The organism is Enterobacter sp. JBIWA005 (genome assembly GCF_019968805.1).
Taxonomy (GTDB): domain Bacteria; phylum Pseudomonadota; class Gammaproteobacteria; order Enterobacterales; family Enterobacteriaceae; genus Enterobacter; species Enterobacter vonholyi.
The window spans coordinates 253,098-269,519 of record NZ_CP074159.1 but is presented as its reverse complement, the minus strand read 5'-3'; the positions used below and the strand labels follow the sequence as shown (position 1 = coordinate 269,519).

Below are 16,422 nucleotides of genomic sequence, written 5' to 3'. Positions count from 1 at the left end.
ACTTTTTTATAAGAAATAGCTCATCGCCAGGCCTAAAAACAGCACCAGACCGACGTAGTTATTGTTCATAAACGCCTTGAAGCAGGCATCACGTTCACGCTTAGCGATCAGCTTCTGCTGATAAGCAAACAGCAGCCCCGCCACCAGCACGGACCAGTAAAACTCCCAGTTCAGCCCGTTCAGGCGGCCAATCGCCACCATCAGCGCCAATACCGCGACCTGCAGGATACCGATAATCAGCTTGTCGTGACGACCAAAGAGGATGGCGGTGGATTTGATGCCGATTTTCAGGTCATCGTCGCGGTCTACCATTGCATATTGCGTGTCGTAAGCCACCGCCCAGAGAATGTTCGCCAGGAACATCAGCCAGCAGCTGAGCGGTAAGGACTCACTAACCGCCGCAAACGCCATCGGAATCGACCAGCCAAACGCCGCGCCCAACACCACCTGAGGCAGGTGGGTATAGCGCTTCATAAACGGATAAACCCAGGCCAGGGCCAGCGCCGCAACGGAAAGCAAAATGGTCATGGTGTTCAGGGTTAACACCAGCAGGAAAGAGAGCAGAACCAGAACAATAAACAGCACGCGGGCTTCTTTCCCGGTGACCTGCCCGCTGGGTAACGGACGACCGGCAGTACGCTTAACATGACCGTCGAATTTACGATCGGCATAGTCATTCACCACGCAGCCCGCCGCGCGCATCAGCCAGACGCCGGCAACGAACACGCCCAGGATCCACAGCGGCGGCACGCCCGGCGTGGCAAGCCACAGCGCCCAGAGGGTCGGCCACAGCAGCAGCAACGCGCCAATGGGTTTATCGGTACGCATTAAGCGGTGATACGCCAACAGCTTATTCTGCGTCAGGCTCCACTCCATTTTTTCTTCCTCTTAGTACAACGGTGATGCCGGTAAAAAAAGCTCCGTCAGTATTAACGGTTTACCGCTCAGGCGAAGGCGGGAACGACGCCCCCACAGTTCAGCATCACGACCAATCTCAATAAAATCCCGGGTAAGCTCAGACGAGGTGAAAAGGTAACGCCCCAGAGGCGTTTTCCCCAGACGTTGCAGCGCCAGCTCTGGCCCGGAAAGGGTGGACTCGGGCACTACCGTCCGTCCGGCAAGCCACGGCTCGCCATCGGCACAGAGCAAAATTTCGCGCAGCCAGTAACGTGGCTCGTGCGGCAGCAGCGGCAGCTCGTTGGCGATCTCATCGCCAGAGACAAACCCTTCCTGAATCAGGGTCACCGTGACCGTTTTACCCTGCTGCTCAAAACGTTTCGTCATGGAATCTTCCAGCAGCAACCAGTCCAGCTGCTGCGGATCAAGCGCAGGTATTTGGTCGAAATAGCGCAGCGCACGCAGTTGCGTTAGCGCAGGGTGTGACATGCCAGACTCTCCGATACATAACGTAATGGCATTGTATCGCAGAAAAACGGATTGAGGGGGGCCAAACGTTATTTAACGATCACGATCGCAACATGGGCGCAACAGCCTGGCCGATACGAAAAAAAGTGCGCCCACTCAGGCGCACCAAACTACTAACAAATCAGCACTGTGGGGAAACGGTTACCCCTTGCCTTTTACACTGCTGATAAAGGTGGAACGGGCAGTGGTTGAACCTAAACGTTCGGCTTCATCAAGCAGCTTCAGCGCTTTATCGACATCGCCGCGCTTCACCGCCTGCTTAATGGCGTTGTTGAAGTACTCTTCGGTGTCATTCAGTACCGGCTCGGCTTTCTTCGCCGGTGCAGGCGCTGCAGTCGCTACCGGTGCGGCTGCCGTGGCAGCGGGTGCGGTATAGGCAGGTGCAGGTGCCGCAGTGTTGCCAACGGTGACAGCAGCAGGGCCAGAGGATCCGAATAACGGACCGACCAGAATACTGGAGCTGGTGTTTGTTTGAACTTTGAGTTTTAGCGTACCGTTCGTCACGTGGCGTGCGACCGGATCAGGAATATCAGGAATAGCGTTACCCGCCCCCTGAGCATAGGATTTTGCCGGATCAATCATTTTGGTGGTGCGCTGCAGATCTTCGGGCGTAGTAAACGCGAGGATATAAATCTTTTGCTGGCCTAAAGCGGGTGTCAGTTTCAGGATGCCCTCAAGGCGGTCAGCCGACATGACGCCGGGTTTCTGATAGGTAAAATAACTGCTTGGGAAAAAAGCTGAAGGCGACATGTTTTGATCAAGCACTAACACGTTTGGTGCAAATACAGAGGGTTTTTTGTCGGCTTCACTGACAAGCGTTAACGTTAACTCACCCACATTTGCAGGGACACTCCATGCAGCAACCGGTCCTGAAATTCCCGGTACATTCAGGGTCTGTCCTGTATTCCCCAGCTCGATGGTCTGGGTTTGTGACACATTCACGGGCACCCAGTTCAGACTTTGCAGTGTGGCAGAGGGGATCGCAGGCGCAGCAGTCGTGTTCTGCGGAACGATATTGACATCAGCCAAGCTCACTGCTGGTAATGCAGCAAACATGCCCGCCGTCAGACAGAGTGCTAAGAGACTTTTTTTCATCGTTATGACCTCATTATTCGAAAGCATGGTAGCCAGGCAATAGCGCATACTTTCCGAGAAATGCGTTATGAGTTAGAGGGGCCTAAGCCCCTCTTTTAAATACATTAACGTCTAAAATTACCACCAGATTTCCATCTGAGCACCGAAGGTCCACTCGTCGCTGTCACCACGGCTGGTCGTACCGAACGGAGTTACAGTGCTGTTGCTTGCAGCAGTGGAAGAGAAGTTACCCTCAGAGTCGGTCTTCACGTAACCCCATTTCTCATCCCACTTGGCGTAGGTAGCAAACACGCGAATCGCTGGACGGGACCAGATGCTGTCACCCGCCTGCCACTGTTGTGCCAGAGTGATTTTGTATTGGTCGTTACGATCGCCGGTTTGCTGAGATTTGACGTTGTCATATCCCACTTCCAGCAAGGTGCTCATGATAGGCGTCCATTTATACATTGGACGTACGCCCACGGTGTACCAGGTGGTACCTTGATTGTTGTCACGATCGATATCCTGATACATACCGACGTACATCAGGTCCCATTTATCCGCCAGCGTGATCGCACCGTGGTCGAGGATACGGATCAGGCTGCCGTCATTATCAACAGCACCCCCACGCGCCTGACCTTTACCCTGAGAAATCATGGAGTCGGTGGCGTACTGCACCACAAACTTGTTGAAGCCTTTCATCATGCTCTGGGTGTGTTCTGCAGTGAACATCCAGCCATCTTTCGATGCACCAGGCTGCAGGTAGTAATCGTCAGGAATGTTGGTATGGCCGTAGTCAACACCCAGTTCCAGAGTACCGCCCGGGTTAATTTCCATACCGGCTAAACGCGCATCAAACACGTCGTTTGGCACTTTGTTGTTATAGGTACGCAGACCGGTATTCGGATCGCGATCGCCAAAAGCCGAGGAGCCGCCGGATTCAGAAGAACGAGTTGCTGCGAGAGAGAGTTTACCTATACCGACATCAACGTTTTCCAGACCTGCACCAGGACCAGAAATATCCCAGTAGTAGAAGTCGATCATGTGAACGTCATGACGTTGATAGAAACGCTTACCTGCCCAAATATTTGCCCCTGGCAGTGAATCAATCAGGTTTTTACCTACGACGTTAAACTCACGCACTGCTGGCGTGTTACTGTCTTCCCAGTCGTTAAGCTGAGCAGTTTTATAGGCGATGTTGGAATCGAAATAGAAGCTCTTGTCCGCTTCTTTCCACACTTCCTGGCCTAATTTAACTTCCGCATAGGTTTCACACTCGTTACCAAGACGATATTTAGAATCCGCACCGGTGGTCTGGAAACATTGTTGTTCACCACCACTCCCGGTCCAGCCGATGCCAGAACGAGCATAACCTTTAAAATCTACAGCACCCGCCTGGGCAGACACGATGCCTGCCGCAATGGCGATTGCCAGAGGGACTTGTTTGCGCAGAGTAATCATCATTCTATCTCCTGAGATCATTGCTTTTCTTTGAACACTTCACCTGTCGGTTTCGTGTCTTCTTTTGGGATTGCTTAAACGCCTGGCTCTTTATGCAACCGACGACATGCAGTGCCATCCTCACGGAACAGATGGCAACGCTCTGGCGGCAAGCCGATAGCGAATGTGGCACCCTCTTCTACCAACACCACGTCGTTCTGGCGGTAGACCAGGTTCTGACGGATGGCGGGGATCTGGATATGAATCTGTGTTTCGTGACCAAGCTGTTCGACGACCTGAACGTCACCTTCCAGGGTCACATCAGCGATGTGGCTCGGCAGCAGATGCTCAGGACGAATACCGAGGGACATGTTTGCCCCGACCTGTACGTTGGCGCTGTCGACCGGCAGCCAGACCTGCTGTCGGTTTGGCAGCTCCACCTGTACCTGTTCAATGGCTGTCGCGGTCACTTTGACGGGCAGGAAGTTCATCTTTGGCGAGCCAATGAAGCCCGCAACAAAGCGGTCTGCCGGGTAGTGATACAGCTCCAGCGGTTTACCCACCTGCGCCACGCGACCGGCATCCAGCACCACGATTTTGTCGGCGAGGGTCATCGCTTCGACCTGATCGTGGGTGACGTAAATCATCGTGCGGCCAAGACGCTTGTGCAGACGGGAGATTTCGATACGCATCTGGACGCGCAGGGCGGCATCCAGGTTGGAAAGCGGTTCGTCGAGCAGGAAGACGCGCGGCTCGGCGACCAGGGTACGGCCAATCGCCACGCGCTGACGCTGACCGCCGGAAAGCGCTTTCGGCTTACGCTCCAACAGGTGCGCCAGCTGTAATACTTCAGCTACCTGCGTCACGCGCTGGTTAATGACCTTTTTCTTCGCGCCGGCCAGCTTCAGGCCAAAGGACATGTTCTCGGCAACGGAAAGATGGGGATAGAGTGCATAAGACTGGAACACCATGCCTACGCCACGTTCGGCAGGCGGGATGTCATTCATTCGGGTATCACCAATCAGCAGGTCGCCGCTGGTGATGGTTTCAAGACCGGCAATCATACGCAGCAGAGTAGATTTACCACAGCCTGATGGGCCAACAAACACCACGAATTCGCCTTCGTTGATGTCCAGATTGATGTCTTTCGACACCACAACGTCACCCCAGGCTTTCGTTACATTACGCAGCTGTACGCTCGCCATGCCCTTCTCCCTTCGTTACAACCTGTCACCGACAGAAACATTCAAGATAAGTTCACTATGGGGTATCCATTACTTTCCCGAATCCTCCACCCCCCGCCTTTTTTATGGGGGAGGAGGCGGGAGGATGAGAGAGCAGGCTCTGCGACCGCCGTGGGAGGGCTGAGGCAAAATTCGTGAAGCCGCCTGCAAAATTCGGTGGGTTTTTATGTGCGCCAGCACTCATAACTTAAATTTATGCAACGGAGATCACACAAACGGGGGGTGGGGCGTAGGGGTTGGGAGGATGGAAAGAGGATGTCAAATAAGGAGACTGAGACACGTTGAACCACTGAAGTCATACCATGAGACATCACCAAAAAGGATGGCAGCTATGAATATCAAGACTGGCGCACGCGTTTTCGCATTGTCCGCCCTCGCAGCAATGATGATTTCCGCACCGGCGCTCGCCAAAATTGAAGAAGGCAAACTGGTTATCTGGATTAACGGCGACAAAGGCTATAACGGCCTGGCCGAAGTGGGCAAAAAATTCGAGAAAGACACCGGCATCAAAGTTACCGTAGAACACCCGGACAAACTGGAAGAGAAATTCCCGCAGGTTGCGGCAACCGGCGACGGCCCGGACATCATCTTCTGGGCGCATGACCGTTTCGGTGGTTACGCGCAGTCTGGCCTGCTGGCTGAAGTCACCCCGGACAAAGCTTTCCAGGACAAACTGTTCCCGTTCACCTGGGACGCTGTTCGCTATAACGGCAAGCTGATCGCTTATCCTGTCGCGGTTGAAGCCCTGTCTCTGATTTATAACAAAGACCTGGTACCTAACCCACCGAAAACCTGGGAAGAGATCCCGAAACTGGATAAAGAGCTGAAGGCGAAAGGTAAATCTGCCCTGATGTTCAACCTGCAAGAGCCGTACTTCACATGGCCGCTGATTGCTGCCGACGGCGGTTACGCGTTCAAGTTTGAAAACGGCAAGTATGACGTGAAAGACGTGGGCGTCGACAGTGCGGGCGCGAAAGCGGGCCTGACCTTCCTGGTTGACCTGATCAAGAACAAACACATGAACGCGGATACCGATTACTCCATCGCGGAAGCGGCGTTCAACAAAGGCGAAACCGCGATGACCATCAACGGTCCGTGGGCCTGGACCAACATCGACAAGAGCAAAATCAACTACGGCGTGACGCTGCTGCCAACCTTCAAAGGCAAGCCGTCTAAACCGTTCGTTGGCGTGCTGAGCGCGGGCATCAACGCCGCCAGCCCGAATAAAGAACTGGCGAAAGAGTTCCTGGAAAACTACCTGCTGACCGATCAGGGTCTGGATGAAGTGAACAAGGACAAACCGCTGGGCGCCGTTGCGCTGAAATCCTTCCAGGATCAGCTGGCGAAAGACCCACGTATCGCGGCTACCATGGATAACGCCCAGAAAGGCGAAATCATGCCGAACATCCCACAGATGGCTGCGTTCTGGTACGCCACCCGTACCGCGGTCATCAACGCTGCAAGCGGTCGCCAGACCGTTGATGCCGCGCTGAAAGATGCTCAGGGTCGTATTACTAAGTAATGACGTAGTCCCCTCTCCCTTTGGGAGAGGGTTAGGGTGAGGGTTGTCGCTATTCGCACGCCCTCACCCCGGCCCTCTCCCCCAGGAGAGGGAGAAAAGATCAAACGTTGTAGAGGAAAAACCCCATGGATGTCATTAAAAAGAAACGCTGGTGGCAAAGCGACGCGCTGAAGTGGTCAGCGATAGGTCTGCTGTGTCTGCTGGTGGGTTACCTTGTTGTTTTAATGTACGTACAAGGGGAATATCTGTTCGCCATCATGACGCTGATTTTAAGCTCTGCTGGCCTGTATATTTTCGCCAACCGTAAAGCCTATGCCTGGCGCTATGTCTACCCGGGCGTGGCCGGGATGGGGCTGTTTGTCCTGTTCCCGCTGATTTGTACCATCGCCATTGCGTTTACCAACTACAGCAGCACCAACCAGCTTGCGCAGGAACGCGCCCAGCAGGTCCTGCTGGATCGCTCATATCAGGCAGGCAAGACCTTTAACTTCGGCCTCTATCCTGCTGGGAACGAGTGGAAGTTAGCGCTTACTGACGAAGCAAGCGGCAAATACTACGTTTCCGACGCGTTCAAATTTGGCGGCGAGCAGAAGCTGGCCTTAAAAGAGGCCCAAGCCCTGCCGGAAGGTGAACGTGCCAACCTGCGCGTCATTACCCAGAACCGCCAGGCGCTGACCCAGCTCACCGCCGTGCTGCCAGATGAAAGCAAGGTGACCATGAGCTCGCTGCGCCAGTTCTCCGGCACGCAGCCGCTGTATACCCTGGCGGACGACGGCACGCTGACCAACAACCAGAGCGGCGTGAAGTACCGTCCGAATAACGACATTGGTTTCTATCAGTCCATTACTGCCGACGGCAAATGGGGTGATGACAAGCTCAGCCCGGGCTACACAGTCACCATCGGCTGGGACAACTTTACCCGCGTGTTTACCGACGAAGGCATTCAGAAACCCTTCTTCGCCATCTTTGTCTGGACGGTGGTCTTCTCGGTGCTGACGGTGATACTGACCGTTGCCGTGGGCATGGTTCTGGCCTGTCTGGTCCAGTGGGAATCCCTGAAGGGCAAAGCAATCTACCGCGTGCTGCTGATTCTGCCGTATGCCGTGCCGTCGTTTATCTCGATTCTGATTTTCAAAGGGCTGTTTAACCAGAGCTTCGGTGAAATCAACATGATGCTGAGCGCCCTGTTCGGCATCAAACCGGCCTGGTTCAGCGACCCAACCACCGCCCGCTCGATGATCATCATCGTGAATACCTGGCTGGGTTATCCGTACATGATGATCCTGTGCATGGGGCTGCTGAAGGCCATCCCGGATGACCTGTACGAAGCTTCGGCGATGGACGGCGCGGGCCCGTTCCAGAACTTCTTTAAGATTACGCTGCCGCTGCTCATCAAGCCGCTCACCCCGCTGATGATTGCCAGCTTCGCCTTTAACTTTAACAACTTCGTGCTGATTCAGCTGTTGACCAACGGCGGCCCGGACCGCCTCGGCACTACGACGCCGGCAGGCTATACCGACCTGCTCGTGAGCTACACCTACCGTATCGCCTTCGAAGGCGGCGGCGGCCAGGACTTCGGTCTGGCGGCAGCGATTGCCACCCTGATCTTCCTGCTGGTAGGCGCACTGGCGATTGTGAACCTGAAAGCCACACGTATGAAATTCGACTAAGGAGGGCATCGATCATGGCAATGGTACAACCCAAATCTCAGAAACTGCGCCTCCTGGCGACGCACTTAGGCCTGCTGATTTTCATCGCGGCGATCATGTTCCCGCTGCTGATGGTTATCGCCATCTCCCTGCGTTCGGGTAACTTCGCGACAGGAAGCCTGATCCCGGACGAAATCTCCTGGGAGCACTGGAAGCTCGCGCTGGGCTTTAGCGTGGAACACGCGGATGGCCGCGTCACGCCGCCGCCGTTCCCGGTGCTGCTGTGGCTGTGGAACTCGGTGAAAATCGCAGGCATTACCGCCATTGGTATCGTGGCACTTTCCACCACCTGCGCCTACGCCTTTGCCCGTATGCGTTTCCCGGGCAAAGCGACGCTGCTGAAAGGGATGCTGATTTTCCAGATGTTCCCGGCGGTGCTGTCGCTGGTGGCGCTGTATGCCCTGTTTGACCGCCTGGGCCAGTACGTCCCGTTTATCGGCCTGAACACCCACGGCGGCGTGATCTTCGCCTACCTTGGAGGTATCGCACTGCATGTGTGGACCATTAAAGGCTATTTCGAAACTATCGACGGCTCGCTGGAAGAAGCCGCCGCGCTGGATGGGGCTACCCCGTGGCAGGCGTTCCGCCTGGTGCTGCTGCCGCTGTCGGTGCCGATTCTGGCGGTGGTGTTTATCCTGTCGTTTATCGCTGCGATCACTGAAGTACCGGTTGCCTCACTGTTACTGCGTGATGTGAACAGCTACACCCTGGCCGTGGGTATGCAGCAATACCTCAACCCACAAAACTACCTGTGGGGCGACTTTGCCGCGGCGGCCGTACTTTCCGCCATCCCGATTACCGTGGTGTTCCTGCTGGCGCAGCGCTGGCTGGTGAACGGCCTGACGGCGGGCGGTGTGAAAGGTTAAGTTTCATTTTGTTATGCCACTGCAACCCTCAACTTTAGACGTATTGTATTGACCCAACTTGTGACTGTTGTTAGGCGCTCTTCGGAGCGCCATTTTTTTATTCCCGTTTCAGCCGCTTCGAATTGCACAGCCAGAGGGTGATCACCAGCAGCAGGATCGCCGCCGAGTAGATCAGCACGTCGAGCGGGGATTTATGATCGACGATGATCAGCCGCACAATGGCGGTGATCCCAATGTAGACAAAATAACGTAGCGGGAAGTGAAAGCCGGACTGAAAATACTTCACAATCAGGGCGATAAATTCAAAGTAGAGAAAGTAGACCACCAGTCCTTCCACCAGCGCATATTTGCTGGTTTGTTCAGGGGCAAACAGCACATCCGCCAGATGCACCGTCTCTTTACCCAAAAAGACGACCAGTATCAGGCCAAGGCTCAAAAGACCGAGGTTCAGCACGGTCTGGAGGATAGTTGAGATAAACTCAACGCGCGGGCGAGTCAGGGATGTCATACAGCACCTCATTCTCCAGGGCGAGGTTTCTGTATAACGCAAAAATGTGACGGAGATCTATATTTTTTAATTATGTTTTATGTACGGAGGTAACCGATGGATCGTAAACCAACCGGGGTTCGCAACGTGACCTGCGGCGACAATGTGACCGTATATGAACCTACTAATCTTTACGACTGCGTGCTGGGCAACGGCGTATTCGTCGGCCCGTTTGTTGAAATCCAGGGCAATACGTACATAGGCGACGACAGCAAAATTCAGTCGCACACCTTCATTTGCGAGTACGTCACCGTAGGCGAACGCTGTTTTATTGGCCATGGGGTGATGTTTGCCAACGATATGTTCCGCGAAGGCAAACCCAATGCTGACCGGAACAGCTGGGGACGCATTACCGTGGGGAATGACGTATCAATAGGCAGCGGTGCCACCATCCTGGCGGTCTCCATCTGCGACGGGGCGGTGATTGGAGCAGGAAGCGTGGTAACAAAATCGATCGTCGAGAAAGGTGTCTATGCCGGTAACCCTGCGAGGCTGCTGCGCCGCTTGTGACTTCCCGGTGGCGCTGCGCTTACCGGGCCTACGAAATCGTAGGCCGGGAAAACGCAGCGCCGCGCGGCGTGAAGCATCAGCGGAAGTTAATGTTCTTATCGCTGGTCATGTCGTACAGCTGGAACTTACGTCCAAGCTGCTGGCCGCCGTCGCGCGTCAGCGGCGTCCAGCCAACCGCTGCACGGCTGCGGGTTGGGCCTGACGAGAAGAGATCCAGCGGAATCGACACATAGACTCCCTTGGTGAAGTCCCCTTCCCCGTATTCGTCCGGCGAGACGTTGGTAATGGTGGCGTAGCCGCCCACCACGACGCCGCTATCGAAGTGTTTGGAGATGTCCAGCGTACCGCCCTTATCGCCCGCCAGGTACTGGCCTACGCTGGCTTTCACCAGCACGTCAGGCGCGAACGACGGCGTCCAGTAGGCGGTCAGGTGTCCGGTTTTGACGCTGTAGTCGGTGAACTTCATCATGTCCTGCGCGCTGCGCCAGTCACGCTGTTTAACATAGTTAGCATCAATCCCGAACGCCCAGTTGCTGTCGACAGGACGATAAAGCACTTCCGCCCCCGCGCCGCCGTACATGGTTTCCAGATATCCACCGTACACCTGGCCGTAGAAGCCGTTGCCGAAGTACTGGAAGTAGTTGGCCTGCAGGTTGTTCACGTAAGCATCGTTCTGCACGTACTCACGCACGCGGGTACGCACGCGCGGCAGCGACGAGTCTTTTGGCGGGTTGGTGTAGTTGAACTTGTCGTAGTTGTTGGCGATGTTGCCGAACAGGCTGCCGGTGGTCAGCAGATGGTCGGTCAGCCACAGATCCGCCGTCGCCATGACGCCCAGCTGATACATGTAGAAGTTTTCCGGCCCGCCGACGGACTGGTTCAGCACCGGATCGATATGGAAATCGAAGCGCGACTTGTCGATATACCAGCCCTGCTCTGTGGTTTCTGGCACGATCGGCTCAACGCGTTTTTGCACCAGCTCGGTTTCATGTCCGAGCGGCTCGCCTTCCAGGTGGCGCTTAAGGCTGGCAACATCCGTTTCCGTCGTCACCTGCGGCAGGTTGAGACGATTCTCCGTCACGCGGATCGTGCGGATCCCCTCTGGCAGATCGTTCATGATGATCCGGTTGGCGCGCTCGATCCCTTCCCGCGAGTCGCGGTATTTCACCTGCTCGCCGGTGACGTAAAGCGTATCGCCTTTCACCTGAATTTTCGGATCCGCCAGGCCGGCATTGTATTTCAGCAGCGTAAGCTGGTTTGCCACCACCGAGTGCTGCAGGATCGCATCCTGCGGTTCCGGCTGGTATGCAGGCCGCGCGTTATCATTGTAGTGTGGCCGCATGTCGTTAAAGTTAGTGCGCAGCGTGAAGCCGAACATCACCGTATTGCCGCGCTCGTAGCTGAGGTTAACGTCGGCCCAGTCGGTGACGCGATAAATTGCGCCGACGTTAAACTTGCTCTTCTGCTCAATCTTCCCGGCGAAGTCCTGCGAGTAATCATTCCCCTCGTACTCCAGCTTCAGGCGTAACGGCTGCCATGGGGTTTGATACTCCACACCGCCAAACAGCGATGCCGGACCGTGGAACATCTGATCCCCGTTGATGGAGCCCGCTTTCTTATAGCTGTTATCGCGGTAGCAGTATTTATCGCTGTAGGAGCAAAACGGGTTTTTCACGTTTCCGCTGGTGCCGAGATAACCCCATCCCAGGCCAAGCGAGAAGTCGAACGGCCCCCAGGCCTTGCTGGCTACGATGTATTCCGCATCAAACAGGCCGGTACCGCCGATATCTTTGGCGCCCACGGAGACCTGCGGCATCCAGTAGCTCTCTTCCCACAGGCGCAGCTTGACGTCGAAGGCTTTATCTTTGTAGGTCTGATCGCCTGAGAACGCCTCGACGCTGCTGTATTGTTTCGTCCGTACGTCGGTATAGCGCAGCGTGGTTTCAAGCCACGGGAACAGCTGCACTGACCCCGAGTAGTAGCGATACTGGTCGTTATCACGGTAGTTAAGGCTAATTTCCCCTTCGCGCGCCATACGCGCGGTGGGCGTTTGCAGTAAACCGACGCCGCCGAAGTCTGACTGAGACGGGCCAATGGGTGCCGGATACGTTTCTGCATGGCAGGCGGCACTCACGCAGAGCGCCAGCATGCTGTAGAGATAGGTTCTTTTCATTATTCCGGTATCCGCTGAATCAGGGAGTGAAGGATATCGGCGTTAAGCCCGTCATACGCCTTCGTCCAGAAATGGTCGGCAAAACCGACAAAAATAATGCTGCCCGGCATGGGTTCGATATGACGTTTATTCCAGTAAGCAACGGGGGCTTTTTGCGTGTGGCCGTCGGGGTAAATCACCCAGGCGTAGCTGTTATCCGCGCCGCTCAGCCGACTCTGCTCGTCGAGGTAGCTCGCCACGTCACGACCGGGGGTAAAGGGCTTGTTACCCGGGCTGCTGATAAGCCCCATCACGGTCACCGTCGTCGGCTTCGCCGGAAGCCAGAGCGTGTAGTCCCCTTCCAGCGCCGGGTTGCCGTTTTCCGTGACCCGCACGTCATCCGGGTCAAGATTGACGTTCTGTCGGCCCGTCACCTTCAGCGCCTGCAGCTGCTGGCGAACGCTATTAATCGCCGCCGCGTCGTCGCCGTCTTCCTGCTCCGCTAATCCCGTTAGCCTGGCAAGGAGCGCCTTGTGCTGCTGTTCCGCTTCAGCGCTCTTCTGCCGTTCAGCGATGACCGCGCCTGGCCACCAGCTGTTGGCGAGCCTTGGCTGTCCGACGAGATCGAGAAGATGCTCGGCGTGGGTTAAGGTTTTGGGTTTTTCACTGTCCGGCGTGTAGACCTTCACAGTCCCGGCGGACCATGCCAGCGGCGCGGCAAAACTGGCGATAAGCGCAACGTGGATGAGCTTTTTCATGATTTCGCCGCCTTGATCAGGGTGGTTTTGACCGGGAAGAATCCGGCACCAAGATACTGTAATGACTGGCGGATCTGCCCTTCCTCGTCAATCCAGAAGCGGTTGTGCCAGGTGGCCCGATCGGTAGTGACCTCTTCATCCAGCACGCGAACCTGCGTTTCGTCGCTGCCGACCTTCACGCTGTCGGTGCCGTCCCAGCGGAAGGTCGAGCGTGCCGTGGCGTAACGCACCTGCTTGTGTTCAGTCCAGCCCATCGTGCGCGTCCAGCCTGCGCCGTCGACGATCTGGTTCGGCTTGATCAGCGGGTCGTCGGCGAGATTATTCACCTCCAGCAGGTTGTCGCCGCCCAGCAGGGTTTTCACGATACGGCCATGCTGCGTCACGATGGTGGCCTGATCCTGCGTCACCCATTTCTGCTGCCCGTTTTCATCGAAAGCGAGCACCACAAACAGCTGCGGGCCATCGTTAAGCTGCATGTACTGACTGGCATAAGGCATGTTCTGAAGTTCGTCATCGGTCAGATGCACGCCCGGCGTGCCGAACATGCTTTCCCACAGTGAATTTCCCAGCCCTTTAGTGGTGGCCGAGCACGCCTGCAGCAGCAGGCAAATCAGAATGATTGCAGGTCGCTTCACGACTCTTCTCCGAAGGGGCGAAATAACCACACCGAAGTGTGGTTATGATTAAAACACCCGCTATTACTGGGTGCTGGTTGTCGTGGTGGTCGTGGTTCCGGTGTTGGAGCCATCACCGCCACCGGTTGCCGCCAGCGCGACACCCACGGCTGAACTTACGGTGCTGGCGCTGGCTGCGGTAGAACTTCCCGCAGACGCAGACGTCGCAGCCGACCCTGCCGCTTCCCCGACCTGAACCGGAGCTGCATAAACAGATGTCGCCGCAAGCGCAGATATGGCAAAAATGCCATACAGTACTTTCTTCATAACAATTTCCCTTCAATGAATGAATGGAGATTTGCCCGAAAAGAATTTCAGGCGGAATCGAGTATACACAACTCATGCCGTGGGTTTGCCGTAAGGGGAAATAGGGGACGGGTTTTCGGAATAATGGTTAAAATGGAAATGAAGGACAAACACAAAGAATATAAAACAAATACAAATCAAATACTTATAATATGTTTACATTATCTTATTTCTGCGTATTTTCTTAAAATAAACCGCAGCAATTAACGGGTTAAGCGTCTTTTTCGGATTAAACTCAGATCCAGAATTTGAGTTAACTAACAGACATCAGGAATTATCCGGTAAAAAAATGCCGGCATTAAGCCGGCACGTTTTCATGTCGTTTTAATTACGCTCGCCATGCTTTATAACGGTTGATCAAACCATTTGTCGAGCTGTCATGGCTGGTAATCGCTTTATCGTCACCCAGCTCTGGCAGAATACGGTTTGCCAGCTGTTTGCCCAGCTCAACGCCCCACTGGTCAAAGGTGAAGATGTTCAGGATCGCGCCCTGCGTGAAGATTTTGTGCTCGTACAGGGCAATCAGCGCGCCCAGGCTGAACGGCGTGATTTCGCGCAGCAGGATGGAGTTGGTTGGACGGTTGCCTTCAAACACTTTGAACGGTACCACGTGTTCCAGCGTAGCAGGATCTTTACCCTGGTCACGGTATTCCTGCTCAACCACCTCGCGGGATTTACCGAACGCCAGCGCTTCGGTCTGGGCGAAGAAGTTGGACAGCAGCTTCGGATGGTGGTCGGACAGCGGGTTATGGGTGATAGCCGGAGCGATGAAATCGCACGGTACCATTTTGGTGCCCTGGTGAATGAGCTGGTAGAAAGCATGCTGACCGTTAGTGCCCGGCTCGCCCCAGATAATTGGACCAGTCTGGTAGTCCACCGCGTTGCCGTTACGGTCAACGTACTTACCGTTGGATTCCATGTTGCCCTGCTGGAAGTAAGCCGCAAAGCGGTGCATGTACTGGTCGTACGGCAGGATCGCTTCGGTTTCAGCGCCGAAGAAGTTGTTGTACCAGATCCCGATCAGCGCCAGCAGCACCGGCAGGTTTTTCTCAGGCGCGGTGGTGGAGAAGTGTTTGTCCATCGCGTGCGCGCCGGAGAGCAGCTCGACGAAGTTGTCGAAGCCCACGGACAGGATGATGGACAGGCCAATCGCAGACCACAGGGAGTAGCGGCCGCCAACCCAGTCCCAGAACTCGAACATGTTCGCGGTGTCGATACCGAACTCGCTGACGGCTTTACCGTTGGTAGAAAGCGCCGCGAAGTGTTTCGCCACGTGCTTGTTGTCGCCAGCGGTTTTCAGGAACCAGTCGCGCGCGCTGTGGGCGTTGGTCATGGTTTCCTGAGTGGTAAAGGTTTTAGACGCAACCAGGAACAGGGTAGTTTCCGGGTTCACGTTCTTCAGCACTTCGGCGATGTGGGTACCATCGACGTTAGACACAAAGTGCATGTTGAGGTGGTTTTTATACGGACGCAGCGCTTCGGTCACCATGAACGGGCCGAGGTCAGAACCGCCGATACCGATGTTAACCACGTCGGTGATCGGTTTGCCGGTGTAGCCTTTCCAGCTACCGGAGATAATCGCTTCGGAGAACGCTTTCATCTTTTCCAGCACCGCGTTCACTTCCGGCATGACGTCTTTGCCGTCAACGATGATTGGCGTATTGCTACGGTTACGCAGGGCCACGTGCAGCACGGCACGGTCTTCGGTGCGGTTGATCTTCTCGCCGGAGAACATGGATTTGATGGCGTCTGCAAGCTCAGTCTCTTTTGCCAGATCCTGCAGTTTTGCCAGCGTCTCTTCGGTAATGCGGTTTTTAGAAAAATCCACCAGCATCAGGTCGTCGAAGGTCGCGGAGAACTTGTTGAAACGATCGGCATCTTTCGCGAAAAGATCCGCGATGGTGACGTCTTTCATTTCATCATAATGTTTCTGGAGTGCCTGCCAGGCAGCGGTCTGCGTTGGGTTGATGTTTTTCATTAGCAATACTCTTCTGATTTGAGAATTGTGACTGCGGTCGATTGTAGCGCCTGCAAATAAAAATTGTGATGGTTTTTATGCCATTGCCCTGGCCTGCATCAAACACAGGTGAAAAGACCCGAAAAGTATAGCTGCTGAAGCGCCCTCCCGGAGCGGATAAATGTCGGTCAAAATGCCCTAAAACGGAGCATAAAATCTGGCCCTGTTATAAGTCCTG

The 16,422-nt window shown here is 55.1% G+C and carries 15 protein-coding genes; 4 read left to right on the top strand and 11 right to left on the bottom strand.

The genetic code is table 11. From position 1 onward, the window contains the following. Positions 1 to 6 precede the first annotated feature (6 nt). The 5 genes from ubiA to malK all read right to left on the bottom strand — a co-directional run bounded on the left by ubiA (position 7) and on the right by malK (position 5,144). On the bottom strand, positions 7 to 876 hold the full coding sequence (gene ubiA / locus KGP22_RS01215) for a 4-hydroxybenzoate octaprenyltransferase (protein ID WP_111965826.1): 870 nt from the start codon (positions 874 to 876) through the stop codon (positions 7 to 9). A gap of 12 nt (positions 877 to 888) precedes the next feature. Continuing rightward, the gene (ubiC, locus tag KGP22_RS01210) at positions 889 to 1,386 is read right to left on the bottom strand and encodes a chorismate lyase (RefSeq protein WP_021242729.1); all 498 of its coding nucleotides are present in this window, start codon (positions 1,384 to 1,386) and stop codon (positions 889 to 891) included. A 180-nt stretch (positions 1,387 to 1,566) separates the two neighbouring features. After that, positions 1,567 to 2,526 (bottom strand): maltose operon protein MalM, encoded by a 960-nt coding sequence (gene malM, locus KGP22_RS01205; protein ID WP_223582363.1) that lies wholly within the window; start codon positions 2,524 to 2,526, stop codon positions 1,567 to 1,569. Between the two features lie 111 nt (positions 2,527 to 2,637). Then, positions 2,638 to 3,963 (bottom strand): maltoporin, encoded by a 1,326-nt coding sequence (locus tag KGP22_RS01200; protein WP_223580968.1) that lies wholly within the window; start codon positions 3,961 to 3,963, stop codon positions 2,638 to 2,640. 71 nt (positions 3,964 to 4,034) lie between these two features. Continuing rightward, a complete protein-coding gene (malK, locus tag KGP22_RS01195; protein ID WP_223580966.1) occupies positions 4,035 to 5,144 on the bottom strand; it encodes a maltose/maltodextrin ABC transporter ATP-binding protein MalK in 1,110 nt (369 codons plus the stop codon). Between the two features lie 370 nt (positions 5,145 to 5,514). On the opposite strand from malK, the gene malE reads away from it, so the two are divergent. The 3 genes from malE to malG all read left to right on the top strand — a co-directional run bounded on the left by malE (position 5,515) and on the right by malG (position 9,280). Beyond that, entirely contained in the window at positions 5,515 to 6,705 is a 1,191-nt protein-coding gene (malE, locus tag KGP22_RS01190) for a maltose/maltodextrin ABC transporter substrate-binding protein MalE (RefSeq protein WP_045909150.1), read from the top strand. Positions 6,706 to 6,830: 125 nt separating this feature from the next. Continuing rightward, entirely contained in the window at positions 6,831 to 8,375 is a 1,545-nt protein-coding gene (gene malF, locus KGP22_RS01185; RefSeq protein ID WP_111965822.1) for a maltose ABC transporter permease MalF, read from the top strand. 14 nt (positions 8,376 to 8,389) lie between these two features. Further along, positions 8,390 to 9,280, top strand: a complete 891-nt coding sequence (gene malG / locus KGP22_RS01180) for a maltose ABC transporter permease MalG (protein WP_023310002.1) — start codon at positions 8,390 to 8,392, stop codon at positions 9,278 to 9,280. 97 nt (positions 9,281 to 9,377) lie between these two features. Here malG and psiE read toward each other — a convergent pair whose 3' ends face one another. Next, positions 9,378 to 9,788, bottom strand: coding sequence for a phosphate-starvation-inducible protein PsiE (gene psiE, locus KGP22_RS01175; RefSeq protein WP_000202963.1), 411 nt, complete (start codon positions 9,786 to 9,788; stop codon positions 9,378 to 9,380). Positions 9,789 to 9,884: 96 nt separating this feature from the next. On the opposite strand from psiE, the gene KGP22_RS01170 reads away from it, so the two are divergent. Then, positions 9,885 to 10,337, top strand: a complete 453-nt coding sequence (locus tag KGP22_RS01170) for an acyltransferase (RefSeq protein ID WP_149367206.1) — start codon at positions 9,885 to 9,887, stop codon at positions 10,335 to 10,337. Between the two features lie 76 nt (positions 10,338 to 10,413). On the opposite strand, the gene KGP22_RS01165 is transcribed toward KGP22_RS01170, so the two are convergent. The 5 genes from KGP22_RS01165 to pgi all read right to left on the bottom strand — a co-directional run bounded on the left by KGP22_RS01165 (position 10,414) and on the right by pgi (position 16,205). Beyond that, complete coding sequence (locus tag KGP22_RS01165) at positions 10,414 to 12,510, bottom strand: YjbH domain-containing protein (protein ID WP_115876946.1); 2,097 nt, start codon at positions 12,508 to 12,510, stop codon at positions 10,414 to 10,416. Continuing rightward, complete coding sequence (locus tag KGP22_RS01160) at positions 12,510 to 13,247, bottom strand: capsule biosynthesis GfcC D2 domain-containing protein (protein WP_223580964.1); 738 nt, start codon at positions 13,245 to 13,247, stop codon at positions 12,510 to 12,512. The genes KGP22_RS01165 and KGP22_RS01160 overlap by 1 nt, the downstream gene beginning before the upstream one ends. Beyond that, positions 13,244 to 13,882, bottom strand: a complete 639-nt coding sequence (locus KGP22_RS01155; protein WP_115876948.1) for a YjbF family lipoprotein — start codon at positions 13,880 to 13,882, stop codon at positions 13,244 to 13,246. Before KGP22_RS01155 ends, KGP22_RS01160 begins: the two co-directional genes overlap by 4 nt. A gap of 63 nt (positions 13,883 to 13,945) precedes the next feature. After that, entirely contained in the window at positions 13,946 to 14,188 is a 243-nt protein-coding gene (gene yjbE, locus KGP22_RS01150) for an exopolysaccharide production protein YjbE (protein ID WP_008503423.1), read from the bottom strand. Positions 14,189 to 14,555: 367 nt separating this feature from the next. Beyond that, on the bottom strand, positions 14,556 to 16,205 hold the full coding sequence (gene pgi, locus KGP22_RS01145) for a glucose-6-phosphate isomerase (protein WP_115876949.1): 1,650 nt from the start codon (positions 16,203 to 16,205) through the stop codon (positions 14,556 to 14,558). Positions 16,206 to 16,422 lie beyond the last annotated feature (217 nt).

Coding starts and splice junctions, on each gene's coding strand:
- ubiA (WP_111965826.1), bottom strand. CDS start 876: ATGGAGTGGAGCCTGACGCAGAATAAGCTGTTGGCGTATCACCGCTTA.
- ubiC (WP_021242729.1), bottom strand. CDS start 1,386: ATGTCACACCCTGCGCTAACGCAACTGCGTGCGCTGCGCTATTTCGAC.
- KGP22_RS01200 (WP_223580968.1), bottom strand. CDS start 3,963: ATGATGATTACTCTGCGCAAACAAGTCCCTCTGGCAATCGCCATTGCG.
- malK (WP_223580966.1), bottom strand. CDS start 5,144: ATGGCGAGCGTACAGCTGCGTAATGTAACGAAAGCCTGGGGTGACGTT.
- malE (WP_045909150.1), top strand. CDS start 5,515: ATGAATATCAAGACTGGCGCACGCGTTTTCGCATTGTCCGCCCTCGCA.
- malF (WP_111965822.1), top strand. CDS start 6,831: ATGGATGTCATTAAAAAGAAACGCTGGTGGCAAAGCGACGCGCTGAAG.
- malG (WP_023310002.1), top strand. CDS start 8,390: ATGGCAATGGTACAACCCAAATCTCAGAAACTGCGCCTCCTGGCGACG.
- psiE (WP_000202963.1), bottom strand. CDS start 9,788: ATGACATCCCTGACTCGCCCGCGCGTTGAGTTTATCTCAACTATCCTC.
- KGP22_RS01170 (WP_149367206.1), top strand. CDS start 9,885: ATGGATCGTAAACCAACCGGGGTTCGCAACGTGACCTGCGGCGACAAT.
- KGP22_RS01165 (WP_115876946.1), bottom strand. CDS start 12,510: ATGAAAAGAACCTATCTCTACAGCATGCTGGCGCTCTGCGTGAGTGCC.
- KGP22_RS01160 (WP_223580964.1), bottom strand. CDS start 13,247: ATGAAAAAGCTCATCCACGTTGCGCTTATCGCCAGTTTTGCCGCGCCG.
- yjbE (WP_008503423.1), bottom strand. CDS start 14,188: ATGAAGAAAGTACTGTATGGCATTTTTGCCATATCTGCGCTTGCGGCG.
- pgi (WP_115876949.1), bottom strand. CDS start 16,205: ATGAAAAACATCAACCCAACGCAGACCGCTGCCTGGCAGGCACTCCAG.